This is a genomic window from Mycetocola sp. Y442 (genome assembly GCF_056898615.1).
Genome location: NZ_JBXHBV010000003.1, coordinates 494087 through 518355 on the forward strand (window position 1 = coordinate 494087; position 24269 = coordinate 518355).

Annotated in this window: 19 protein-coding genes and 1 tRNA gene; 12 read left to right on the forward strand and 8 right to left on the reverse strand. The window is 63.1% G+C overall.

Translation table 11 applies throughout. The features are described 5' to 3' along the window. Positions 1-52: 52 nt before the first annotated feature. From AC1X6S_RS13890 to AC1X6S_RS13905, 4 genes are all read left to right on the forward strand, one after another. Positions 53-922 carry a hypothetical protein gene (locus tag AC1X6S_RS13890; RefSeq protein ID WP_483406343.1) on the forward strand — a complete coding sequence of 290 codons (870 nt, stop codon included), beginning with the start codon at positions 53-55 and terminating at the stop codon, positions 920-922. 139 nt (positions 923-1061) lie between these two features. After that, a complete protein-coding gene (locus tag AC1X6S_RS13895) occupies positions 1062-2993 on the forward strand; it encodes a type I restriction-modification system subunit M (protein ID WP_483406344.1) in 1932 nt (643 codons plus the stop codon). Further along, positions 2990-4330, forward strand: coding sequence for a restriction endonuclease subunit S (locus AC1X6S_RS13900; RefSeq protein ID WP_483406345.1), 1341 nt, complete (start codon positions 2990-2992; stop codon positions 4328-4330). The genes AC1X6S_RS13895 and AC1X6S_RS13900 overlap by 4 nt, the downstream gene beginning before the upstream one ends. Next, a complete protein-coding gene (locus tag AC1X6S_RS13905) occupies positions 4330-7437 on the forward strand; it encodes a type I restriction endonuclease subunit R (protein WP_483406346.1) in 3108 nt (1035 codons plus the stop codon). The genes AC1X6S_RS13900 and AC1X6S_RS13905 overlap by 1 nt, the downstream gene beginning before the upstream one ends. A gap of 150 nt (positions 7438-7587) precedes the next feature. Here AC1X6S_RS13905 and AC1X6S_RS13910 read toward each other — a convergent pair whose 3' ends face one another. Then, the gene (locus tag AC1X6S_RS13910) at positions 7588-10434 is read right to left on the reverse strand and encodes a UvrD-helicase domain-containing protein (protein WP_483406347.1); all 2847 of its coding nucleotides are present in this window, start codon (positions 10432-10434) and stop codon (positions 7588-7590) included. A gap of 226 nt (positions 10435-10660) precedes the next feature. Here AC1X6S_RS13910 and AC1X6S_RS13915 point away from each other — a divergent pair, with 226 nt between their 5' ends. Together AC1X6S_RS13915 and AC1X6S_RS13920 are read left to right on the forward strand one after the other, a co-directional pair. Continuing rightward, the gene (locus tag AC1X6S_RS13915) at positions 10661-11029 is read left to right on the forward strand and encodes a DUF4190 domain-containing protein (RefSeq protein ID WP_483406348.1); all 369 of its coding nucleotides are present in this window, start codon (positions 10661-10663) and stop codon (positions 11027-11029) included. 22 nt (positions 11030-11051) lie between these two features. Next, positions 11052-12026 carry an NYN domain-containing protein gene (locus AC1X6S_RS13920; RefSeq protein ID WP_483406349.1) on the forward strand — a complete coding sequence of 325 codons (975 nt, stop codon included), beginning with the start codon at positions 11052-11054 and terminating at the stop codon, positions 12024-12026. A gap of 110 nt (positions 12027-12136) precedes the next feature. Here the strand turns inward: AC1X6S_RS13920 and AC1X6S_RS13925 are convergent, their stop codons facing one another. From AC1X6S_RS13925 to melA, 5 genes are all read right to left on the reverse strand, one after another. Then, positions 12137-13384, reverse strand: coding sequence for a Gfo/Idh/MocA family protein (locus AC1X6S_RS13925; protein ID WP_483406350.1), 1248 nt, complete (start codon positions 13382-13384; stop codon positions 12137-12139). Between the two features lie 91 nt (positions 13385-13475). Further along, entirely contained in the window at positions 13476-14858 is a 1383-nt protein-coding gene (locus AC1X6S_RS13930) for an ABC transporter substrate-binding protein (protein ID WP_483406351.1), read from the reverse strand. A gap of 11 nt (positions 14859-14869) precedes the next feature. Beyond that, complete coding sequence (locus AC1X6S_RS13935) at positions 14870-15826, reverse strand: carbohydrate ABC transporter permease (protein WP_483406352.1); 957 nt, start codon at positions 15824-15826, stop codon at positions 14870-14872. Between the two features lie 11 nt (positions 15827-15837). Further along, positions 15838-16785, reverse strand: a complete 948-nt coding sequence (locus tag AC1X6S_RS13940; protein ID WP_483406353.1) for a carbohydrate ABC transporter permease — start codon at positions 16783-16785, stop codon at positions 15838-15840. A 78-nt stretch (positions 16786-16863) separates the two neighbouring features. Continuing rightward, complete coding sequence (melA, locus tag AC1X6S_RS13945) at positions 16864-18246, reverse strand: alpha-galactosidase (RefSeq protein WP_483406354.1); 1383 nt, start codon at positions 18244-18246, stop codon at positions 16864-16866. A gap of 91 nt (positions 18247-18337) precedes the next feature. Here melA and AC1X6S_RS13950 point away from each other — a divergent pair, with 91 nt between their 5' ends. From AC1X6S_RS13950 to bla, 3 genes are all read left to right on the forward strand, one after another. Then, the gene (locus tag AC1X6S_RS13950; RefSeq protein WP_483406355.1) at positions 18338-19207 is read left to right on the forward strand and encodes a helix-turn-helix domain-containing protein; all 870 of its coding nucleotides are present in this window, start codon (positions 18338-18340) and stop codon (positions 19205-19207) included. 74 nt (positions 19208-19281) lie between these two features. Beyond that, positions 19282-19356: transfer RNA gene (locus AC1X6S_RS13955), tRNA-Met, on the forward strand. Positions 19357-19479: 123 nt separating this feature from the next. Further along, a complete protein-coding gene (gene bla / locus AC1X6S_RS13960; protein ID WP_483406356.1) occupies positions 19480-20394 on the forward strand; it encodes a class A beta-lactamase in 915 nt (304 codons plus the stop codon). Positions 20395-20418: 24 nt separating this feature from the next. Here bla and AC1X6S_RS13965 read toward each other — a convergent pair whose 3' ends face one another. Beyond that, the gene (locus AC1X6S_RS13965) at positions 20419-20697 is read right to left on the reverse strand and encodes a hypothetical protein (RefSeq protein WP_483406357.1); all 279 of its coding nucleotides are present in this window, start codon (positions 20695-20697) and stop codon (positions 20419-20421) included. A gap of 129 nt (positions 20698-20826) precedes the next feature. Here AC1X6S_RS13965 and AC1X6S_RS13970 point away from each other — a divergent pair, with 129 nt between their 5' ends. The 3 genes from AC1X6S_RS13970 (at position 20827) to AC1X6S_RS13980 (ending at position 22986) form a co-directional block, all read left to right on the forward strand. Then, entirely contained in the window at positions 20827-21732 is a 906-nt protein-coding gene (locus AC1X6S_RS13970) for a DUF4190 domain-containing protein (protein ID WP_483406358.1), read from the forward strand. Between the two features lie 93 nt (positions 21733-21825). Continuing rightward, positions 21826-22614: a GNAT family N-acetyltransferase gene (locus AC1X6S_RS13975; protein WP_483406359.1), complete on the forward strand. Its 789-nt coding sequence runs from the start codon at positions 21826-21828 to the stop codon at positions 22612-22614. A gap of 6 nt (positions 22615-22620) precedes the next feature. Then, the gene (locus AC1X6S_RS13980) at positions 22621-22986 is read left to right on the forward strand and encodes a hypothetical protein (RefSeq protein ID WP_483406360.1); all 366 of its coding nucleotides are present in this window, start codon (positions 22621-22623) and stop codon (positions 22984-22986) included. A 45-nt stretch (positions 22987-23031) separates the two neighbouring features. Here AC1X6S_RS13980 and AC1X6S_RS13985 read toward each other — a convergent pair whose 3' ends face one another. Continuing rightward, on the reverse strand, positions 23032-24264 hold the full coding sequence (locus AC1X6S_RS13985) for an MFS transporter (RefSeq protein ID WP_483406361.1): 1233 nt from the start codon (positions 24262-24264) through the stop codon (positions 23032-23034). Positions 24265-24269: the final 5 nt, after the last annotated feature.

Consider the following 24269-nt stretch of genomic DNA (forward strand, 5'->3'; position numbering starts at 1 on the left):
GGGGACTTGACCCCCGCTAGTTGCCGCCCTGAACTTCTATACGATGACCCTCATGGTCGAGAACTCAGAGATAGCCAGCCCCGGATCAAATTTCATACAAGTACTGAACGCCGCCGCAAAGTTGCCGGGCGTACGGATCGACAGGGAGGCCTATCTCCGAGCCGCGTTGAAGAGGCACTGTTCCGAAGAACAGATAGAAAAGGCTATCGCCGAGAGCCCAGCAGCAGCTGGGATCCCTTTCGGTGTCATATCCGTAGCGGCGAACGACTCCATTACGTATGAAACGGCGAAAGTCACTAGCCTCTCCGCCGCCGCCGGCATTCCCGGCGGGTTTGCGATGATCGGCACCGTGCCCGCGGACGTTGCTCAGTACTTCGGCCATGTGCTCCGCATCGCGCAAAAACTGGCCTACGTGTATAGCTGGCCAGACCTGTTCGCCCACGACGCCGACGACCTCGATGATGCAACTGAAGGTATCCTCACTCTCTTCGTAGGAGTGATGTTCGGTGCGCAGCTGGCACAAGCCGGGGTTTCAAGGGTGTCGACGATGATCGCCGGGCAGGTTCTGAAGAAGCTTCCACAGCAAGCGTTAACCCAGGGAGCCATCTACCCGGTGGTCAAAAAGGTCGCGGCTTACCTCGGGATTCGGATGACAAAACAGATCTTCGCTGGCAGCCTCGCCAAGGTAGTGCCCGTTCTAGGTGCAGTGCTCTCTGGCGGTCTCACACTCGGGACTTTTCTGCCGATGTCAAAGAGACTCCAGAAGCACCTCGCCAGCTTGGAGCTAACCAAACCAGGCCTCAGAGCTGAAGAGGAAGAGATCCTCTATGCAACAGACGCCGAAGACATGCCTCGAGTGGAGGCGAACCTGTTGGACCCGAGCGGCACCGCTGACTCCCCTGAAGCAGTGGCACAGCGTTAGCGCTCAGATGAATCCCACCGGGTTCGAAACTCGCCGCTGAAGCCGCTGGGCGAGGTCGCGCCGAAGCCTGAAACGTCACATGCTCCCCATAGAGTCATAGGGACCAACCGCTGTAAATCGAAAGTGCCGGACAAGAACCATGTCACAACAGAACAACGCCAACTTCATCTGGTCGATCGCGGATCTCCTCCGCGGTCCCTTCAAGCCGCACCAGTATGGGGCGATCGTTCTACCGTTTACTATCCTCCGCCGCCTCGACGCCGTGCTCGAGCCAACAAAGCAGGCCGTTCGCGACGAAGCGAAGTTACGCGGTGACTCACCCTCAGCGAGCGTGTTCCTCGCAAAGGCATCCGGTACCGGTTTCTACAACACGTCGGCGTTCACGCTGCAAAAGCTGATGGGCGACCCCGCCTCCATTAAGGCGAACCTCATCGACTACCTGCACGGGTTCTCCGAGAACGTGCGCGACATCTTCGAACGGTTCGAGTTCGACAAACAGATCGAACGCCTTGACGCCGAGAACCTCCTCTACCTCGTCACCCAGAAGTTCACCGCTGTGAACCTGCACCCGAACCGTGTGACGAACATCGAGATGGGCCTGATGTTTGAGGAGCTCATCCGCAAGTTCGCGGAGACCTCGAACGAGACCGCCGGTGAGCACTTCACCCCGCGTGAGGTGATCAAGCTCATGGTCAGCCTGCTGTTCATCGCCGACGACGAGGCGCTCAGCAAGAAGGGCGTCGTCCGTTCCATCTACGACCCCACGGCCGGTACCGGCGGGATGCTGTCGGTCGCCGACGAATACCTGCTTGGCCACAATCCGGATGCCCGCCTCGTGATGTACGGGCAGGAAATCAACGGCGAGTCCTACGCCATTTGCAAGGCGGACCTCGTGATCAAGGGGCAGGACATCAACCACATCGTCCACGGCGACACCCTGGTCGACGACGGCCTCATCGGCGAAGTCTTCGACTACGGGCTCTCCAACCCACCATTCGGGGTGGACTGGAACAAGCAAAAGAAAGACGTCCTCAAGGAGCACGAGGAGCAGGGCTTCAACGGCCGCTTTGGTCCAGGCCTACCCCGCGTCTCCGACGGGTCACTGCTGTTCCTGCTGCACCTGGTCAAGAAGCTCCGCCCGAAGGCCAAGGGCGGCGGCCGCGCCGGAATCGTGCTCAATGGATCCCCACTGTTCACCGGCGGTGCGGGCTCGGGGGAGTCGGAGATCCGACGGTACCTGCTGGAGAACGACCTCCTTGAGGCGATCGTCGCGCTGCCGACGGACATGTTCTACAACACCGGCATCGCCACCTACATCTGGATCATCGACAACGACAAACGCCCCGAGCGCCGCGGCACCGTGCAACTCATCGACGGTACCGGGTTCTCCCGCAAAATGCGTAAGTCACTGGGCTCGAAGCGTAAGGAACTCAGCCCCGGAGACATCGACGTGATAGTCAAGCTCTACGGCGACGCGCCGGAATCTGACGTCTCGAAGACCTTTAAGAACGAAGAGTTCGGCTACCGCACGATCACGGTCGAGCGCCCGCTGCGTCTGAACTGGGCGCTGACACAGGAACGCTGGGATGCCGCAATCACAGCGAAGACCCTCGCGGCCGCTATTGAACACCTTGCGGCAGTCGAGCTTCGTGAGACCTCGCCAACGACAGACCAGGCCGCTTTCACGAAGACGCTGAAGCACCTACTGACCGACGCGGGCGTCACACTCACCCCCGCGCAGCTGAAATCTCTCATCGCGGGACTCTCCGAGCGCGACGAGACGGCCCCAGAGGTCACGGACGCTAAGGGCAACTCCCTGCCGGATACGGAAGCCCGCGACACCGAGAACGTCCCGCTCAACGAGGACATCCACGCCTACTTCGGCCGCGAAGTGCTCCCGCATGTACCGGATGCCTGGATCGACGAATCAAAGACGAGGGTCGGCTACGAGATCCCCTTCACCCGCCACTTCTACAAGTACGTGCCGCCACGCCCGCTTGAAGAGATCGATGCCGACCTCAACCAGCTCGTGCGCGAGATCACTGAACTGCTCAACGAGGTCGAGGCGTGATCGCGGAACGTCGGCCGGCATTCAGAGACTCCGGAGTCCAGTGGTTAGGAGAGATTCCACACCATTGGAAGACCTCCCCCCTCAAAAGAAACACATACATAAAAGGCCGAGTTGGCTGGAAGGGCCTCAAGTCAGAAGAGTTTGAGCTTGACTCGGACGCTTACCTGGTCACGGGAACAGACTTCCGTGGGAAGTACATCGACTGGACCTCCTGCTATCAGGTCAGCGCAGATCGCTATGAGGATGACCCGTACATCCAGCTTCGTGAGCACGATCTGCTGATCACCAAGGACGGCACCATCGGCAAGACGAGCATCGTCGCCGGTTTACGCAAACCTGCCTGCCTGAACAGTGGAATATTCCTGGTGCGTCCCAGCAAGGAGTACCACTCTGAATTCCTCTATTGGGTACTCAACTCTTCGGTATTCATGCACTTCGTGGACTTGACCTCGTCAGGATCCACTATCCAGCATCTCTACCAGAACGTTTTCGAGAACTTCTCCTTTGCATTCCCGGATATGGACGAGCAGTTAGCGATTGTAAATTTCCTGGACAAGCACACGGCGAAGATCGACCTGCTGATAGGGAAGCAGGAGCGCCTGATCGAGACGCTGGCGGAGCGGCGGCAGGCCGTCATCAGCCACGCCGTCACCAAGGGCCTCGACCCGAGCGTGATGAAGGAGTCGGGCGTTGAGTGGCTTGGAGAGATCCCGTCAAGTTGGACAGCCCCTCGCGTCGGTCACCACTTTTCAATCACACTGGGAAAGATGGTGAATGCAGGCAAGACAAGCGGAGTAGGCGTGCGCGAGGCTCCCTATCTTCGCGCTGGGAATGTCCAGCCGTATGGGGTGGACGTCACCGAAGTCAAGACGATGCCGATGACGTCGGCAGAACTCGCCCAACTAGCCCTGCGCATCGGAGATCTCGTCGTGGTTGAAGGTGGTCAGGGTGGGTATGGGCGCTCCGCACTTGTGCTGGAAGACCTCTCCGGATGGGCCTTTCAGAATCACGTGATGCGAGTGCGCCCTCAATCAGCTGAATCGAATGCGTACCTTGACTATGTGCTCAAGACGCTTCGTTCCTCTGGCTACATTGCGAGTCTCAGCAGCCATGCTTCGCTTCCGAGCTTTTCTGCAGAAAAGCTCGCCGCAATTCGATATGGAAGGCCGCCGCTCGCTGATCAGCGTTCGATCGTCGAGTACCTCGACCGCGAGACCACCCAGATCGATGCTCTTTCGGCGAAGTCACGCGAGATGATCGCAGTGTTGAAGGAGCGCCGCCAGGCACTGATTAGTGCGGCTGTGACGGGGAAGATCGATGTGAGGGAGCTGTCCTGATGGGCAAACGCAACGAGTACTGGTTCGAAGACGAACTCGCCGCGCACCTGCAAGCGAATGGGTGGGAGTACTCGAAAGACGACACCGGCTACGACCGCGGACTCGCCCTGTTCCCTGACGACGTTTTCGCGTGGCTGGAAGCGACCCAACCTGACGCGCTTGCCCAGAAGGTGAAGGCATCCGCCCTTCCTGCGGTGCAGGCTAAGTCGCGCGCGCAAGTCCTCACTGTGCTCGCCCAAACGCTCGGCCGTCCGTTCGCACAGGGCGGCGGCACGCTCAACGTACTGCGGCATGGGTTTAAGGATGTGGCGACGCAGTTCGACATGTGTCAGTTCAAGCCGGCACAGAACCTGAACCCGGCAACGCTGGCACGGTACACCAAGGTGCGGCTGCGGGTGATGCGACAGGTGCATTATTCGACGTCGAACCAGAAGTCGATCGACCTGGTGTTCTTTGTGAACGGGTTGCCGGTGGCAACGATGGAGGTCAAGACCGACTTCACGCAGTCGGTGCAGGATGCGATCATCCAGTACAAGAAGGACCGCACCCCGAAGGACCTCGTCACCAAGAAGGCCGAGCCGTTGCTCGGCTTCGGCACCCGCGCGCTGGTGCATTTCGCGGTGTCGAACTCCGAGGTGTGGATGACGACCCGGCTCGACGGCGACAAAACTCACTTCCTGCCGTTCAATATGGGCAACGACGGCGGCAAGGGTAACCCCGCGGACCCGAAGGGATCGCCGACGTCGTACCTGTGGGAGCGGGTGTTGCAGCGGGACGCGTGGTTGGAGATCATCGGCAAGTTCCTGCACTCCTCAACTACCAAGAAGACCGACCCGGTCACCGGCGAGGTCAGCGTCTCGCAGTCGCTGCTGTTCCCGCGGTTCCACCAGTGGGAGTCAGTCACCCAGCTTGTCGAGACCGCCCGCACCGAGGGTCCGGGTCACCGTTACCTGATCCAGCACAGCGCCGGGTCGGGGAAGACGAACTCGATCGCGTGGACCGCGCACCAGCTGAGCTCGCTGCACACGGATGCCGGACAAAAGGTGTTCGACTCGGTGATCGTGGTCACCGACCGCACCGTGCTGGATGATCAGTTGCAGGATGCGATCTACCAGATCGATCACAAGTCCGGAGTGGTCGTGCCGATCACCCGCGGCGGCGCGGACTCGAAGTCGACCGCGCTCACCAACGCGCTGACGGATCGTGCGCAGATCATCATCGTGACGATCCAAACGTTCCCGCACGCGCTGAAGGCAATCCGCACTTCCGGCGCGTTGGTCGGTCGGAGCTTCGCGATCATCGCGGATGAGGCGCATTCCTCGCAGACCGGCAACACCTCGGCGAAGCTCAAGCACGTGCTCTCGCCCGAGGAGCTGGCGTCGCTGAACGACGGCGGCGAGATCGACATTGAGGCGCTACTCGCTGCTGAGATGGCAGAGAAAGCGGACACGAAGAACATCAGTTTCTTCGCCTACACCGCCACGCCCAAAGGTAAGACCCTCGAACTGTTCGGCCGCCCCGGCACGGACGGCCTGCCACAGCCGTTCCACGTGTACACGATGCAGCAGGCGATCGAGGAGCGGTTCATCCTCGACGTGCTGAAGAACTACACCCCATACAAGCTCGCATTCAAGCTCGCCCACAACGGCCGCGACTACGACAGCACCGCACCGGTTGCCGCCGTCGACCCGCTCGTCGACAAGACAGAGGCATCGAAAGAGCTCATGCGGTGGGTGCGATTGCACCCATACAACATCTCGCAGAAGGTCGCGGTCATCGTCGAGCACTTCCGCGACAACGTCGCCTGGCGCCTGAACGGCCAGGCCAAAGCCATGGTCGTCACCGGCAGCCGCATCGAAGCAGTCCGATACAAGCGAGCGTTCGACAAGTACGTCACAGACCACGGCTACACCGGCGTCGCCGCGCTCGTCGCATTCTCCGGTGAAGTCACCGACCCGGAGCTCGGCGACGATTCCGTCACCGAAGTCACCATGAACCCCGGACTGAAGGGCCGCAGTCTGCCGCAGGCTTTCGCCACCGAGGAATACCAGGTCATGCTCGTGGCCAACAAATTCCAGACCGGCTTCGACCAGCCCCTGCTCGTGGCAATGTACGTCGATAAGAAACTTTCCGGCGTGACTGCCGTGCAGACCCTGTCGAGGCTGAACCGCACGGCCACCGGCAAGGACCAGACCTTCGTGCTCGATTTCGTCAACGAACCGGAAGAGATCCTCAAAGCGTTCAAGACCTATTACCGTTCAGCGACCCTCGCCGAGAATTCCGACGCGAACCTGATCCATGCGCTGCGCAACAAGCTCGACCAGGCGCTCATCTACGAAGAGTCAGAGGTAGATGGCGCGGCCGCGGCCTTCGTGCGTGAGGACGGTAACAACATCCTCTCGAAGTGGCTCACCCCCGCGCAGCAGCGCTACTCGGTGCAGTACAGCGACGCCCTGCACGCCGGCGACGCCGCGAAAGTCGAAGAACTCGACCTTTTCCGTGGCGACGTCAACGCCTTCATTCGCGCCTACGACTTCCTCGCCCAAATCGTCAACTTCCACGACACCGGCCTAGAGAAGCGCTCCATCTTCTACCGCCTGCTCGCCCCGCTGATCAGCGACCCCAACCCCGACCGTGATGTCGACCTCGCCGGCGTCGCGCTGACGCACTACAGCCTGCGCCCGGAAGAAGTCGAAAACCTCCAGCTCGACGGCGCTGGCGACCCGCTTGCCGCCTTCACCGGCGCCGGGTCCGGCACAGCACAAGACCCCGAGTACGTCCGGCTGCGCGAAATCATCGAGAAGATGAACACCCTCTTCGAGGGCGATGGTCTCACCGACAACGACATGATCGGATTCACCGGCTATGTGGGCGGCAAATTTGACGAGAACGACCGGCTGCGGGAGCAGGCCAAGGCCAACACCTTCGAGCAGTTCATGGGCAGCCCCGACCTCAGCAGTGCCTTCCAAGAGATCGTGATCGAGTCGGACGGGAACTTCCGGTCGATGAGCGAACAAGTGCTCGGCAGTAAAAGCATCCAGAAGGCGATTCTCGACATCCTTGCTCGTGAGTTCTACGGGAAGCACGGTCGCGCCGGGGCGGCGTAGTCAGCGATTCGTGACGGGACCTCATCCCAGACTTCGTCGCGCCATGACCGGCGGACACTTCGCGGCACTCGAGAGGGCCGAATCGGGTTGCGGAAGTGTTCCGGAGTTACGTCCGACCTCACTGTGATGCAGCATCCGTCCTTGAAGCGCTCATTGTGATCGGGTGGCTGGCTCCAAACCAGCAGCGATCAGCTCGAGCGTCCCTTTGCACCGCGGAAAGCGCCCGCAGCCCCAGAACGCTCCGCGTTTGCTCGCGCGCCTGACCATGAATGCACGGCCGCATCGCGGACACACCACGGACTCAAGCTCCTCACCGATGACGTTTCTGCGCGCGACACCGCTGTCGCGCACCAGCTCCAGGAGAAACGGCGACTCCTTCTTGTCTATCGTGACGAGAAGTACGCCACGGCGCGCCCGAGTGAGCGCGACGTAGAACAGCCGGCGTTCCTCCGCCCGAGGAAACTCCTCGGCGTCGGGCATCGCCAATCGCAACACCGGGTCATCGGGGATGGTACTGGGGAAACTCCATTTGCCCTTGGTCATGCCGGGGATGATGATGTAGTCGGCTTCGGCCCCCTTTGAAGCATGAACCGTCATGAAACGCACGTCGATGAGATCAGCGACTTCGCGCGCGTGCGTCAACAACTTGGCGTGGTGGTTGTAACGGCCCAGAACAAACACCGAGAGCCTGCGTCCATCCGCGACCGGTACGACGCCCGCTTGAACGCGGGCATACAGTTCCTTCAACCGATAACGGATGGCCGCGGCCACCGCATCCTCTCGGGGAACCGTCATAACATCGATGGTCGGCGGATACTCCTGCGTCGACGAGGTTACCGACTTGGGCAGCTGGGTCGGATTCTTCAGAACAAACTGGCTTGACGCATCCGCGATCGATTGTGGGAACCGGAAAGTACGCTCCAACCGCAAGATCTCCGCCGGCCCGAACCACTCCTCGAACCGCGTCATGACTGAGACGTCGGCGCCTGCGAACCGGTTGATGCTCTGCCAGTCGTCACCCACGGCAAAGAGATGTCGACCGGGTTGCTGGACCAGAGCCCGCGATATTCGAGCCCTGGGGCGGCTGGCGTCCTGAAACTCGTCGACCATGACGAGCTCGTAGGGGCTCTCCCAATCGCCGTTCTCCAGGTGGGTTGCCGCGAGCGTGAGCATGTCTTCGAAGTCAATGCATCCTTCAGCAGTGAGCCGTCTCTCCCATTCCGCGCGGATCGCCGCGAACAGGTCCAGAAAGGACGAATCGCGATAACGCACCTGCCCGTCAGATACCTCCTCGAGCTTTTGTCGCAGGTCGTCATCGCTGAGCTGATTGCTTTTCGCATGGGTGAGGAAGGTTCTGAACGTCTCCAGCAGGCGCTCGTTCTCGATCACCTTTTCCCCAGTGACGGGGCGCTCCGGATCGAAACTCAAACGGATGCCGCGACCCGTCAGGTCCTTGGCCAGTGCGTCGAGCGCACTTCCGCTCCACAGCTCAGCCATCGTCGTTTCGAGCAGGGCAGTCCCGTGGCGCCGATGCAGATCACGCTTCCAATAGACGCCGTCGAGATATCCTTCAAACTCCTCGGGGGCCTGCCCGTTTGAGTCCAGCGCCCAGTGCTCGTGATAGACGCCGATTGTCGGGTAGTAGAAGTCGGGCCGGTACTGCCCGTGCTGCGGATCTGCGGTATCCACTTCGTAGGGCCGTTCGTACTCGTATGGAACGCCGTTGAAATACAACCAGTCAGCGATCAGTCGTTCGCCGGCGCTCTTGACGTTCTCGCCTCGCGCAGTGCGGAAGACGGAGGAACCGGGCGCGGGTCCATCGGCGTCGTCCTGGGGTGAGGTGTCTGCGTAGTCGCGGGCCAGGACAGCGCGGAAGAAGTCCCATCGGGCTCGAAAGTCGGGGTCGCCTGCTCGAAGGTCGCGGACGATCTCTCCCAGACGTGCCACGTCACCGCCGTCGAGCCACGGGGCAAGCGAGGGTTTACGGCCGGTGGCGTTGCCGATCACATCAAGACCGAACGCGTGGAATGTGCGGACGGTGACGGCCTCAGCGTCCAGCCCCATCGGGCGCAGCCTGTCTACGGTGCGCTGCTTGAGTTCTTTGGCAGCCGCGTTGTTGAAAGCAAGCATCAGAATTCGGTCTGCCGGCACCAGACCCCGGCGCAGGGCGTATCCCGCCTTTGCCACCATCGTGGATGTCTTTCCGGAGCCTGCTGACGCGACGACCAGCATCCGATTGTCAAAGCAGACAACTGCTCGCGCTTGCTCATCGGTCAGCGGGGACTTCTCGACTGTGTCGAAGAATCCGCGATATTCGGCCAGAACCCACTCACGGTGGACATCATTTTGTGTGGCGACCACGCCCGTGAAATCGTGATTCCAGATCGCGAAACTGGGATGTCCAGCCGCTCGATGCGACTCCACGTACGAATCGAGCATCGACTCTTCGAGTAGCTGGCCGAAACCTGTCGCGTCTCTGGCAGCACGCCAGTGTGCAGCGAATTCGTGGGTCAACCAACCGTGACCGGGGATCTGTTCTGCTGCCGCGCGGTCGAACCCCGTCGCCCAAATAGTGACGTTCTCCATCGCCAGATCGAACCGCCGCTGCAATGCGATGAGGTGGCGGGCCGCGACCAGCTCAACACGGGCGTCATTGACCGCAGCGACCATCCGTCGCGCACGGCCGCGCGAGAGGCCACCCAGTCGATAGTCAGTGCCGCCGAGCGTAAGGGCTACCGCCGACCACGGCCACCCGCCTGCCGTCCTGATTTCGAAGTCGTCGCCAAGATCGCACTGGCCGCCATCGGGGCCAACGGCGATGACGAGGACATCGCCGTCGATCGCCAGCTTCCAGTCGGTGGTGGCAGGGGCGAACCATCTCGCCCAGCGCGACGGCTCCCATAGTTGACTCACTTGATCCCCCTCGCGCCTGCGTTCGCGTGCACGACCCGCGAGATGTTTGGCGCACGTGAGCATTCGATCAAGGAGCCACCCCAAGTTTGGACGCTCCTGCGGCTTCGCTGTAGCCCCCGAGTGCGCGCCAACCGCCGTGCTGGGCGCGGCCGAGCGACCAGATGAGGGAAGGCGTACCACCGAGCAGGTCGGCGTATGTGTCTCAACTCACCGCGTCGAAGCATCCGTCGTCCTGAAGGGACTCAGCGTCTGCGTGCCGCCCCAAACTGGTGCTGCCGCTCGGGCATGCCGCGCTGCCACTCTGAGTGGCGTGAGTAACCCGAACCATTTCCCCCATGCCCAGCAGCAGGTCATCTACCAGTCCGTGATCAGGCAGCCGGGAAACGGGATGGCGGTCACGGCGCTCGTTCTCGGCATCGTGGCGATCGTCTTCGGGATCTGGATTCCGATCCCGATTATCGGCCTGGGCATGATGTTCGTTGCGTTCCTGCCCGCGCTCCTCGCGATCGTCTTCGGCCATATTGGCCTCCGCACTGCAACCCGCAATGGTGTCGGACGCGGCGGGTCGATCACCGGACTCGTCCTTGGCTATCTCGTTATCGTCCTGGCGGTCGGCACCACGGTGATGTGGATCATCGCCGTGGTGCCGTCGAGCACAACGACCGTGGTCGGCTCCTAGCCGCGCCCCGAGGCACACGACCATGACCAAGCCCTCCCGCGACCGCGTCGCCGTCTATATCGATTTCGACAATATCGTCATCTCCCGCTACAACCAGCTGCACGGCGACAGCCAGTTCACCAAAGACAAGGTGCGGTCGTTTCCTCCCACCTACGGCAAGGCCGACCCGGCAATCGCAGCCCGCATTCGTGAAGCCACCGTGGACGTTTCAGCGATCCTCGACTACGCCTCGTCGTTCGGAGCCATCGTCGTCAGCCGCGCCTACTCTGACTGGTCCGCGCCTGCCAACGCCGGCTACAAGAACCAGCTCATCGGCCGCGCGGTCGACCTGACCCAGCTGTTTCCGACTACCCAGGCGCTCAAGAACGGCGCCGATATCCGCCTCGCCGTTGATGTGATGGAGGACGTGTTCCGCCTCAAGGGCCTCACCCACGTGGTGATCGTCGCCGGTGATTCCGACTACATTCCGCTGGCGCAGCGCTGCAAACGCCTCGACCGCTACGTCATCGGAATCGGAGTGTCCGGATCGACCAGCCAGTCACTCGCGGCCGCGTGCGACGAGTTCGCCGACTACGACACACTCCCGGGAGTTCAACCGCTCGCGCCGGCGGAACTCGCGCCAACCACCACGGTGCCGCCCGCCGCAGGGCGCAAGATCTCCGCGCCTCCTGCCAGCGCATCGGCCACGGGGACCACCTCGGTGCCGGCCGACGCACCCGTCGGCGCGCGAAATGTTCAGAAGGCGGCGACGGCTGCACTCCGGCGGGCGATGGAACTGCTCGAGAAGAACGATCTCGAGTGGCAACACGCGTCCGCGGTGAAAACGCAGATGAAGCGAATCGACCCCTCGTTTCAGGAGAAGCAGCTGGGCCACAACCAGTTCTCCGATTTTCTCCGGTCGCGGTTGAACATCATCGAGATCGACAAGAGCAGCGCAACGCCGGTGCGATTGAGGCTCCGGCCGGAATTTGCCACCTCCATAACGGATGCCGACTAGCGGCACGACGCGAGGCGCTCACGAACGCGCTGCATGGCATCCGCCCGACTGTTCCCCGACGATGTGCCAGCGTAAGACGCCGGCACATCGTCATGCAGCGAGTCGCAACCTCAGTCCCGAGCGGCGACGCTCTCCCGCTCGGCCTCACCATTCGCACCAAGAGCGGGAGCATCCCCGAAGTCACGCACCGGCAGCCGCTCCCCGCCCTTCAGCGCTGACTGGTGCGCAACGATTCCTGGCAGAGTGAAGCGTGCCGCAACCCAGGCGTTGACCGGCGGGCGGGTGCCCTCCGTCGCCGCAGTGACGAAGTCATCGACGAGGAAGTGGTGGCTCCCCTCGTGGCCGTTGTGTGCACCGTGGAATTCACGGGGCAACCGTCCGATGTCGTGCACGGAGGAGTGGCCGGAGACAAACGCATCCTTCAACGCGGGCGCGACGTTCGCCAGTGCCGGGTCGTCGGCATCCGCTGTCGCCTCAGTCGCCAGAAGAGCCGAGACATCCGTGACCCCTTCCTTGTCCTGCCACACCGACACCGTCGCGAGCTGCTCGAAGCTGCCCTCCGTGCCGAAGTACCGGAACCTGCTCTCCCTCAGGTGTGAGGGATACCCCACCCGGCGCATCTCATTGATGCGCATCGACCCGCCACCGGCGAGCTCAAACAGCGCGGTGGCATTGGAGAAGTCATTGCCGAACATGCTCACCTCGGTGTCGAACACTCCGTCGCCGCGGTCATCACGAACACCGATGCAGCTCACACTGGTGGCGTAGGTGGGGATCGCGCCGAGCACTCCCCCGATGGAGTGCGTCGGGTAGAGCATCGGCGGGTACGACGCGGTCCGCTTCCATTCCGCTCCGCCGCTGTACTGGTACGCCTCATAGAACCCGAGGTCCATGTCGTGGACGTAGTCGCCCTCGGCATAGAACACACGCCCGAACTTTCCCGCCGCAACCTGGTTGCGGGCGTAGATCGTGGCCGGGTTGTAGTAGCTCGTCTCCCCCATCATGTAGGTGAGTCCGGTGCTTTGCACCGCGTCGATGATCGCTTCGATGTCGGTCTCGGTTGTCGCCATCGGCACCGCCGAGTACACGTGCTTGCCCGCGGCGAGCGCCTGCAGTACGAGCGGCCCGTGTGTCCAGCGCTGGGTGAAGATGGCCACCGCGTCAACCGTCGGGTCAGCGAGCATCGCCTCGAAGCTCTCCCGGGTGCCATCGAGGCCGAGTCGCTCGTTGAGGTCGGCCGACCGTTCCGGGAGCACATCGGTGATGACCACGCGGTCAACCCGCGGGTGCAGCTTGAACAGGGTCGCGAACTGGCCGGCGAACTGACCGGCGCCAACCATTCCGAGGGTGAATGTCATTATTTAGTACCTTTCGTGGTGCGGATGCTGCGATGTCGTGGATGTTGAGAAGTCACAGGGCGGATGCCGTAACGAACCGGCGATGGGCGGGTCACTCCGCGAGGATCTTGTTGATCCTCTCGTTGACCTGTGTGAGTTCGGAGACGTCCGAACTGCCGATGTAGATGCCCTCCATCACGGGGAGCATGATCGACAGGATCTCGGCACCATTCGTGGTGACCGGGAACAGGACTGTGTAGTTGTCGTCGACGAGCTCAGTAAACGCGGAGACGTCGAAACCCCGCTCCGCGAACGCGTCGACCGCGGCTTCGGTTCCAGCCGGACGCGCCGGGAAGACGACACCCTCGTTGCCGACGATGACCTGACACGTGTCAGAGCCCAGGAAGTCCACGAACTTCGCAGCTTCTTCCGGGTGGTCCGTCTGTGCGCTGATGGAGTCGCCGAGGCCGTTGTACATCGAAACGGGGTGGCCGATCGGGCCTGCCGGGAGTTTGGCAATACCCAGGTCGATGCCCTCGAGACGCCCGTAAGCGCTGATGTTCCACGACCCGTTCGGCGAGAGCGCTGCCTTACCTGATCCCAACTGCTCCACCGGGTCCGGTGCACTCCCGACGGTCTGGAACGAGGGCATGAACCCCTTGTCGACCAGGCCGAAGAGCCACGCCAGTGATGCCTGGAAACGCGGGTCGTCGTAGTGGTATTCGTCGCCCCAGACCTCCGCGTTGGTGTACTCCCAACCGGTCGCTGCGGCGAGCCACGCCCACTGGGTCTGCCCGCTGACGTCACCGGCTCCTCCCGACGCGAGGCCGTACACCTCGACGTTCTTGGGATCGAAACCCTCTTCATCTCCGCGAACACCGTTCTCATCGACGGTCAATCGAGCGATGATGTCTTCGAAGCTTCCGCCATCCTCCGGGTTCCACTGCAGGTCCTCGAGGTCGGCAGCCGACAATCCCGCGTCGGCGAGCATGGCGTTGTCGTAGAAGAGTGCAACAGTGTCGAAGTCTTTCGGAACGCCGTACTGTTTTCCGTCCTGGCCGACCCAGAGATCGGCGAGGCCTTCCTGGAATTCGGCACCATCGAAGTCGCTCGTCGCCTCGAGATCGTCGAGCGGCAGCAGCACGCCACGGGTCACAAACTCGGGGTATTTGCTGAGGTGATCGGTGAAGACGTCCGGACCTGCCCCGGCCACGAGACCTGCCGTCAGTTTCTGCCAGTAGTCACCCCAGCCGTACTGGGTGATCCGCACCTGGATATCCGGATTCTCCTCTTCGAACGCGGCCGCGCACTTCTGGTAGGCCGGCAGCTGGAGTGCGTCCCACAACCAATAGTCGATGGCGACACCGGTCGACACGCCCGGAGCGGCGCAACCGGCGGTGCCGAGAAGCCCGACAGAGAGCGTCGAGGCGGCAATGGTGCGCCACAACGCGCGTCGTCCGCTGGTACGGCGGGATTTCGTCTTGAGCCTGGTCATGATTCGCACCCTCACTTAATTCCGCTGAAGCCGATGGAGTTGACGATCTTCTTGGCGAAGCACGCGAAGAGGATGATCATCGGGAGAGCCGCGACGAGCGTCGCCGCCATCAGTCCTGCCCAGTCGGGTCCGCCCGACGGGCTCTGCGCCCTAAAGGCTCCAAGCGCGACGGTCAGCACCCTCGATTCGTCACTGTACGAAACCATCAGCGGCCAGAAATAGTCGTTCCACGCGTTGATGTAGGTGAGGATCGAAATCGTTGCGATCGGGGCAACCGACATTGGCAAGACAACACCGAAGAACACCCGGATTTTGCTTGCACCGTCGACCAGTGCCGCTTCTTCCACCTCGAGGGGCACGTTGAGGAAGAACTGCCTCAGGAAGAAGATCGCGAACGGTGCGAGCAACAGCGATGGCAGCATGATGCCGAAGAGCGTATCGATGAGCCCGAGCTGCTTGATGAGAAGGAAGTTGGGCAGCAGCGTGAAGATCACCGGAACCATCAGTGACAGCAGAAAGACGCTGAAGACGAGGTTGCGGCCCCTCCACTTGAGCCGGGAGAAGGCGTAAGCGGCCATGGCCGAGAAGAACACCTGGCAGACAGTGACCACCGTCGCGACAATGACCGAGTTGAGGAGGTAGCGCCAGAAGTCCATCTGCGCGCCAGAACCGCCGTCGGCGATCGCTTCGTCGATGGGTTGCAGACCGAACACGCGCCGGAACCCGTTCCAGCTGAACTCGGCGGGCAACAGCGATGATGCGTTTGCCGCGAGCGCGCCGTTCGTCGAGAGCGCGGTTCGGAGCATCCAGTAGAACGGGAAGATCGTGATGAGCAGGAGGATCACCATCACGACCCAGGCGAAGACCCGTCCGATGCTCATGCGGCGTCGCTTGCGTGCCTGCGGCGGTGTGGGCTCTGCGGATTCCGGCACGGCGGCCACCGCCAGGGCTGAGGGGAGTTGCGTCATTGTCTTTCTCCCTAGTTGAGGTCGGTCTGGCCGGCCCGCGTGACGCGGTACTGGACGAAGGTGACGATCATCAGGATCGCGAGCATCGCGACACTGAGAGCGGATGCGTATCCAAAGTCGAACTGCGCGAACGCGTTCTCGTAGATATAGACCTGAAGCACCCGGGTGGCGTTGACCGGGCCTCCACCGGTGGTCACCGAGATGGTGTCGAACACCTGGAATGATCCGATTACCGAGATGATGAGCACCAGCCCGAGGATCGGCCGCAGCAACGGCATCGTGATCGAGCGGAACATCCGTACTTCTGACGCCCCATCGACGCGGGCCGCCTCATAGAAGTTGTTGGGGATCGCCTGGAGTCCCGCGAAGATCAGCAGCGCGGTGTAGCCCATGTGGCGCCAGACATTCACGAGTGCAACCGTGAAGATGGCCCAGGATTCTGAGGTGAAGAAGCCGATGCGGTCGAGCCCGATCCACTCGAGGATCTGGTTGCCGATGCCGAGCTGGAAGTCGAGGATCCAGAAGAACACCAGTGCCGCAACGACGTTCGACACGAGGAAAGGGGTGAGGATCAACGATCGGAGCACGATCGACTGCGTCAGCCGCTGCATCAGCAAGGCGAGGACGAGCGCGACGATCGTCTGGATACCGATATTGAGAACCACGTAGGCGAGCGTCACCTGAATCGCATTCCAGAAAACCGGATCGGCAAACATCCGCACGTAGTTGGCGACGCCGATGAACTCCGCCGCCGACAACAGGTCCCAGGAGGTGAAGCTCAGCCAAATTCCGCGCACCAACGGCCAGAAGTAGAAGGCGACCAGACCGATCACCGCGGGCAGGATAAACAGGAGCGCTAGCCGCGTGTCATCCTTCCGCCGTTTTGTCCGTCTCCCCGGGACCGCGCCCGGTGGTACCCCCACCGGTGTGTTTCTCGTACTGGTTGCAGCTGTTGTCACCGTGACTCCCTTGTCAGTTGTTATTCGATGGTGCGCAGTGCGGTCAGAACGTGAGGCGCTGCGACGCGCCCCACCCCCTTAACGGGCCGTGAGTGCCGGGGGCAGCAAGGCGTCGTGGGCGTCGAAGAGCTCTTCGGTCATTGAACGGATGTCGTCAAGCGTGAGGATTGCACTGGTGAGCGGGTCGACAGCGACCGCGTGAAAGACGTATTCCCTGTTGCCGGTGAGCGCGGCCAGAACCGCGAGCGTCTGCACGTTGATGTTGGTGCGGTTGAGCGCCGCCAGCTGGGGCGGGAGCGCGCCGATCGTGACCGGTTGCACGCCGTTTTTGTCGACGAGGCAGGGCACCTCGACGCAGGCATCAGCCGGGAGATTGGAGATGAGGCCGTCGTTGGGAACGTTGCCGTAGATCACGCTCGGCACGCCGGTGACGATCGAGTTGATGATGCTCGCGCCGTATTCGACCGACGGTTCGAGGTTGCTCTTGAGCTTCTCGAGCTGCTGCTCGATATCACCGGACAGATCGTGGGCGACACAGATCTCGTAGTAATCCCACCGCTCAGGAATGTACTCGAGCACCGTCGCAGGATCCTTCCGGAAGTACGGCAGGTACTCGGATGCGTGGTGGCTCGATTCGGTCTGGAAGTAACCGAACGTGTTCATGATGGCTGTGCGGACCTGCTCGTTTCCGCCCTCGTAGTTACTCGCGGCCACGGCCGCTTCGCTGTGGTCACCGTCGTCGTCGGTGAGATCCGCCGCACCGCGCCCGCGCTGGTGGAGTGCGGTCATCGTCTCGCGCAATCGCGGGTAGAGGTCATCGCAGCCGTGCTCGAATCGGAGGATCCACGCCTGGTGGTTGATGCCGGCGCACACGTAATTGACCTCGTCGTACGGAACACCGAGCGTTCGCGCCAGCATCCGTGTTGTGCCCTGCACACTGTGGCAGAGGCCGACCGTCCGGAGCCCCTTGGCGTTGAGGAACGCGGTGGCCATGGCCATCGGGTTCGCGTAGTTGATGAACTGCGCGTCTGGACAGAGTTCGAGCGCGTCGGCAGCGATGACCTCGTATGCCGGAACCGAGCGGAGGAACCGAAACACCCCGCCGGGCCCGATCGTGTCGCCGACCGTCTGGTCGACACCGTACTTGCGCGGAATTTCAACGTCGTGGCGGTAGGAGTCGATTCCGCCGACCTGGAAGGTGATGATGACGAAGTCGGCGTCGCGGAGCGCCTCGCGACGATCGGTCGTCTCGATGATCATGGTGCCGAGGCCGTGGTGGGCGACCAACTCGCGCGCCGCCGTTGCCGTACGGGCGACCCGCTCGGCATCGAGATCCATCAGGCAAAGCGTGCTCGACTGCAGCGCGGGGAAGCTGATGAGGTCGCCAATGAGGCGAAACGGGAAGACAAAGCCTCCCGCGCCGATGATGGCGATCTTGGGAGGTCGCGTTGGCGAGTGCATGCCCCAACGCTAGGAGGTCCGAGTGGTCCGGCGCCTCCGCCGTGGGGTCGACTTTGTCCAGAATCCTCAGGTCGTGTCCTAGCCTGTAGGCATGTCCATTGTTGTGCATGCCCCGTCCGTTCGTTCCTCCGCCGTCGATGTCGTCAACCCAGCGATCTGGAGTCGCCGCGGCGAAGTGCTGCCGATGAACCGGTCCCATCAGCACGACGATCTGGAACTCAACTTCGTACTCAGCGGGCAGCTCGACTACCTCTTCGGAGGTGAGCGCATCAGCATTCCAGCCGGGCATGTGGCGCTGTTCTGGGGTGCCGTTCCGCACCAAACAATCCAGACTCCCGAGGACGATCCGGTCGACAGCTGCTGGCTGCACATTCCGTTGAGCACCGTGCTCCACTGGGGGCTCGCGGCCCGCGATCTCCATAATGTGCTCCAGGGCAGGCCGGTGATCGTCCCCATTGCGGCAGCCGGTCACGACGTCGAGTCGATGTTCATGTGCTGGCTGCGGGAGCTGGACGAGGAGGAGGGCGCGGCAACCGCGCTCATCGAGGCACACGCACTGGTGCGACGCCTGCTCGGCTATCACCGGCGATCCACTGAACAGGATGCGACGATGGCCCTCGCGAGACCGGGTGCCTCAGAATCGATGCAGCGGGTGATCGCGATGACGCAGTTCATCATGGCGCACTTTCGAGAGCCGATCAGCACAGCTGACGTGGCAGAAGCCGCGCATCTCAACACCCATTACGCGATGTCGTTGTTTCGGCGATCGGTCGGAACAACGCTCGGCGAATATCTGACCCGCTGCCGGGTCTCGGAGGCGCAACGCCTGCTGGTCACCACAACGCTGAGCGCGAGCGAGATCGCGCACGCGGCGGGCTTCGGATCGCAGAGCAGCTTCTACGCTCACTTCGTGAAATTGTGCGAGGTTTCGCCGGGTGAATACCGCGCCCGCAACTGCTGAGGGACGACATCCGGCGTAAGACGGCGACACATCGATTGCGGGCTGCCGATCATCTCCGTACCGTGGCTGTCTACCGCGGCGTACCCAAGTGGTCAAAGGGAACGGTCTCATAGCCCGTCAATTCGCAAGTTCGAATCTTGCCGTCGCGTCTGAGAGAACTCGCGCCCAGCGCGCCATAAGCGCGTGCGGTCAGCGCATCGATGGACCCCGTCGCAGCCCCACTACGATGACTTGGGCAACCACGTTCGATGATCCACCCCGAGAGAATCTTGATGCCCCACACGATCCGCCTCGTCACCGCTGCGCTTACCGCCCTCGCCATAGGTGCCCTCGTTGGATGTGCGGCCGAACCTGCCCCCGCAGAAACACCATCGGCCACGGCAACCCCGGCCCCAACCGCACCGTCGGCGGACACAGAGTTCGTCGAACTCGAGCAGAAATTCGACGCCCGCCTCGGCGTCTACGCGCTCGACACCGGAACCGGCCTGGCGCTGGAGTACCGAAGCGACGAGCGGTTCGCCTACGCCTCCACCATCAAGGTGTTCGCGTCGGCTGTACTGCTCGACCAGACCAGCGATGACGAGCTCGACACCCTCGTGACCTACGACGAGTCCGACCTGCTCGACTACGCGCCGATCACCGAGCAGCACGTCGACACCGGGATGACGCTCCGCGAACTGGGCGACGCCGCCGTTCGATACAGCGACAACACGGCAGCGAACCTCATCTTCGAGCAGATCGGCGGTCCGGCCGGGCTCGCGACCGCACTCGCAGCGATGGGCCACGACGTCACCCAGGTGGACCGCACCGAGCCGGAGCTCAACGAAGCGATCCCCGGTGACCCGCGCGATACGACCACCCCTGAAGCATTTGCGACGACGCTCGAGGCGCTCGTCCTCGGCGACGCCCTCGAAGCATCCGATCGAGAGATCCTGACCGAATGGCTCGTGGGCAACACCACCGGAGAGAAGCTGATCCGGGCGGGCGTGCCGACGGAATGGACGGTCGGCGACAAGACCGGCTCGGCGGGCTACGGAACCCGAAACGACGTCGCGGTGATCTGGCCCACGGAGGGCGATCCGATCGTGCTCACCGTTCTGTCGAGCCGCTCAGAAGCCGACGCCGACTACGACGACGCGCTGATCGCCGAGGCGACGGTCATTGCGATCGAGGCGCTGCAGCGCTGAAGTTCGTTCGTCAGAAGGTGACGCTCAGCGGGAGCTCGCCGCACGCCTGCCTTGCGCCACCCGAAGCACTTCGATCCCCAGGACCGACCGGAACGACCACGAGTCGGACACGTGACGCGCAGCACCATCGAGCGCACGCAGCGCGGCATCGGCGTGCCCATCCGCCTGAAGTCTCTCGGCCTCCTGCAGCAGACGGATCACGGATCGAAGCGACCCATCGGCCGCACCGGTATCGCGCTGTGGCGACGGGAGGGTGAGCTCCTCCGCGAGCGCCCCCAGCAGAGCGCCAGTTTGTTCAGCCATTCGCTCCACCCTTGGTCGGTCGCTTTCGTCAGAAATCCTAGGGGAGCAACGCTCGCCTCAACGACCCAGGTACGGCACTGGGCACCTCTCCCCTCGCCGATCACAACCGCGGTGGGGCAGACTCTCGGTATGACGAACCTCCCGCCGAGTCCCTATCGTCCCGCGGATTCCGCGCCGCAGAACCCACCGATCTACGCCCCCGCACCGGATGCCGGGCAGCAGCAAAGCCCGTACGGGTACCCCGCCGCCTTCACAGCACCCGGAACGCCAGCACCGAATCGGGGCAAACCAGGACTCGCCGCCCTGGTGATCGGAATCGCGTCAGTGGTGACCGCGTTCATCCCGATCGTCAACTTCCTGTCCTTCCTGCTCGGCATCACCGGCATCATCTGCGGAATCGTCGGACTCCGGCGCGCCCAACCCGAACGGCGCCAGGCCGTGTGGGGGACGGCGCTCTCGGCGGTGTCGATCGCCCTCGCGGTTCTCATGATCGTTGTGTACACGTTCGGGTTCATCTCGTATGTCGGCAGCGAACTGGACAAGTCGTACAACAACGATTCGAGCTCGAGCGAGGTGGCAACACCGCCGCCGGCCGAGTCACTCGCGCTCGGCACCCCGATCACACTCATCGACCTCGCGGGTCAGCCGGCCTACGAGGCGACGCTGTCGGCATCCGTTCTCGATGCGAACGACCAGGTGCTCGCTGTCGCGAGCAACACCGAACCGCCCGCGGGGATGAAGTGGGCGATGGTGACCGTCGATGTGACAGCGCTGTCGAGCGTGCACGTCTCCCCCGCGATGGATATCGCTGTCGGGTACGTCACGTCGAACGGTTACGAATTCAGCCCGCTTGACCTGTATGCGCTCGCCCCCGAGCCGAGGATCGAGCTGCTCACTGACCTCGCCGAGGGCGAGAGCGGAACCGGGAACGTCGTGATCGCCGTCCCGGACGACAATTCTCTGGGCGGATACTGGACGCTGTCGTACACCTACGACGACGCCGTCACCGACCCGTTCTACTTCGCGGTCGAGTAGCCCGCCCGGGCGTTCGCCTGCACGGTGCGCCGGTTACAGCCCCCCGAATAAAACGATGGCGGATGCCGCCACCCGCTGCCTATGATCAACCGGATGAATAATCCTCAAGCGCCATCGACCACTCCGGTGGCCGAACAGGACATCGGCAACCTCGCCCCGCAGCTCGCCAACTACCGCTCGTACTGGCTCGGCTGGGGTGCCGAAAGCACGCGCGACGACTCCGTCACCTGGACCCGCAGCGGCATTGCGCACCCGCGACTCAACGCCGTGCTTCGGGTGCAGGAGAGCGACCCCGAGTCCACACTCGCCGCGGCCGCGGAACACTTCGCCGGCGTGCCCTGGCTCTGGGAGATCGGCGATGACACCGACCCGGCGATCGAGAATCACCTGCAGGAGCGTGGCATCCGACAGGTCGGAACTACTCCGGTAATGGCCCTGGCTCTCTACAGCTTCGCCCTCGGCGACATCCCCGCCGACCTCACGATCGAACCGTTCAGCCCGAACGCCGACCTGGGCCCGTGGGTCGACGGGTACGCCGCCTCGATGGGTGTCACCGCCACAGCTCGCGAGGGTGCGATTCGGGCGGAGTCGCTGAGACCGTCCGACGGTTCGCTTGAACGCTTCGTCGGCATCATCGACGGACGCATCGTTGGCACCGCCGAACTTCTGGTCAGCGACGGCGTCGCCGGTATCTACCTCGTGGCAACGGATGCCGCCTTCCGCGGCCGCGGAATCGCCACGGCCCTCACCGGATGGGCACTGCGATCCGCTCAAGAGCGGGGCCTCCGCGTCGCTACCCTTCAGGCGAGCACCCTCGGGCAACCGGTCTACGAACGCATGGGCTTCACGGGTATCAGCCACCTGTGCTCGTTCAGGGTGTGACCGAGAATGGTTCTCTTCGCCCTGGCACTCGGGTCGGTGCTGCTGCTCATCGGCACGATGATCCAGATGGTCAACGCGCTTCAGAACGGCATCCGCTCGCTTGAGAACTCCCAGTCGGACCTCAGCCGGGTCGCCCCGGATGGCCGCAGCCGCACGTATTACGCGGTTCCGCGCTGGCGAATCCGTAAGCGCCGAACGCTCCTGAAGCAGTTGATCCGCGAATCGGGTGACCCGCTCTCTCCGGCCGAGCAGTGGACCTTGCAGTCATTCGACCGCCAGGCGCTGGGCTGGGCATTCCTCGTCGTTGGCTCGCTCGTCGTATTCATCGCCTCCGCCGTGGAGTGGGCACAGACCCTCGGCGTCGTCGGCTGACTTACACCGCGGAGTTCAGCGCTGGGACCTTCCGCGCCGGCCCCGTCAGCGATCCCTCGCGCGGCGCTTCTCCAGCGCACCGGCGAACAGAATCGCGACGATGCCGGCAGCCGGTGCAACGAGCAGCCCGGCCCGAAGACTCTCGTTCTCGGCGATGAAGCCGACGAACGGCGGCGACAGCAGGAAGCCGACGCGCAGCAGCCACGACACGATCGTGAGAGCCATGCCCGCGCGGATGCCGGGGAGCTCGTCGGCGGCGTGCATCGCGGCCGGGATCAGCGTTGCGGTGCCGAATCCGGCGGCGGCGAAGCCAAGGATGGTGCCGGGTACGCTCGGGAACGCGAGAGCAAGTCCCATGCCGACCGCGGCGATCAGTCCGCCGGCGCGGGCGACTACCCGCTGACCGAACCTGTCCACCATCCCGTCGCCGATGATCCGTCCGATGAACTGCGAACCGACGAGTGCGATGAAGCCGAGCGGAGCAACCGCCGCGGCCGCACCGAGCGAATCGGCGAGGTACAGCGTCGCCCAGGTGTTGCCCGCATCTTCGGCGACAGCCCCGGCCATCGCGACCAGGGTCAGCATGGCGAGCATGACAACGGTGCGGCCAGAGACGCGTTGACGCGCGGCGACCGGCGCATCCGACCTGTCGGCGGACCCTGCCTCGTCCAGCTCCTCGAGTTCGTCGTCACGACCGGGGAGGCAGAATCGGCGTGCGGTGAGTGCGACGGCCGCGAAGAGTGCCGTCGAGACGGTGAGGTGAATGCCCACCGGAATGTCGAGCGCGATGGCGACCGCGGCCATGCACCCACCGAGCACCGCACCAATCGACCAGATCGCGTGGAACGCATTGATGATCGAGCGGCCGTACCGACGCTGGACGCGGAGTCCGTGAGCGTTTTGCGCGACGTCGGTGATGGCATCCGATGCCCCACCGACGAACAGCGCCAGGCCAAACAGAACGACAGCCGGCGACAGCCCGGCAAAAAGCAGGCTGATGCCGGTGAGAACTGTGCCCGCCACGGCGACCCGGGCGGAGCCGAGCCGGCGGATGAGCACGCCCGCCGCGAGACCGGCAGCGATCGCCCCGGCCGGGTACGCCGCGACGGCGATCCCGTAGGCGGCATTGTCGAGCCCGAGGGCCGCCTTAATTTCGGGATACCGCGGCAGGATGTTGGCGAAGAGCGCGCCGTTGGTGAGGAAGAGCGCCGAGACGGCCCAGCGGGCACGGCTCGCAGCGACGCCGGGATCGAGGCGAGCTGAGGTCGCGGATGTCATCGGCA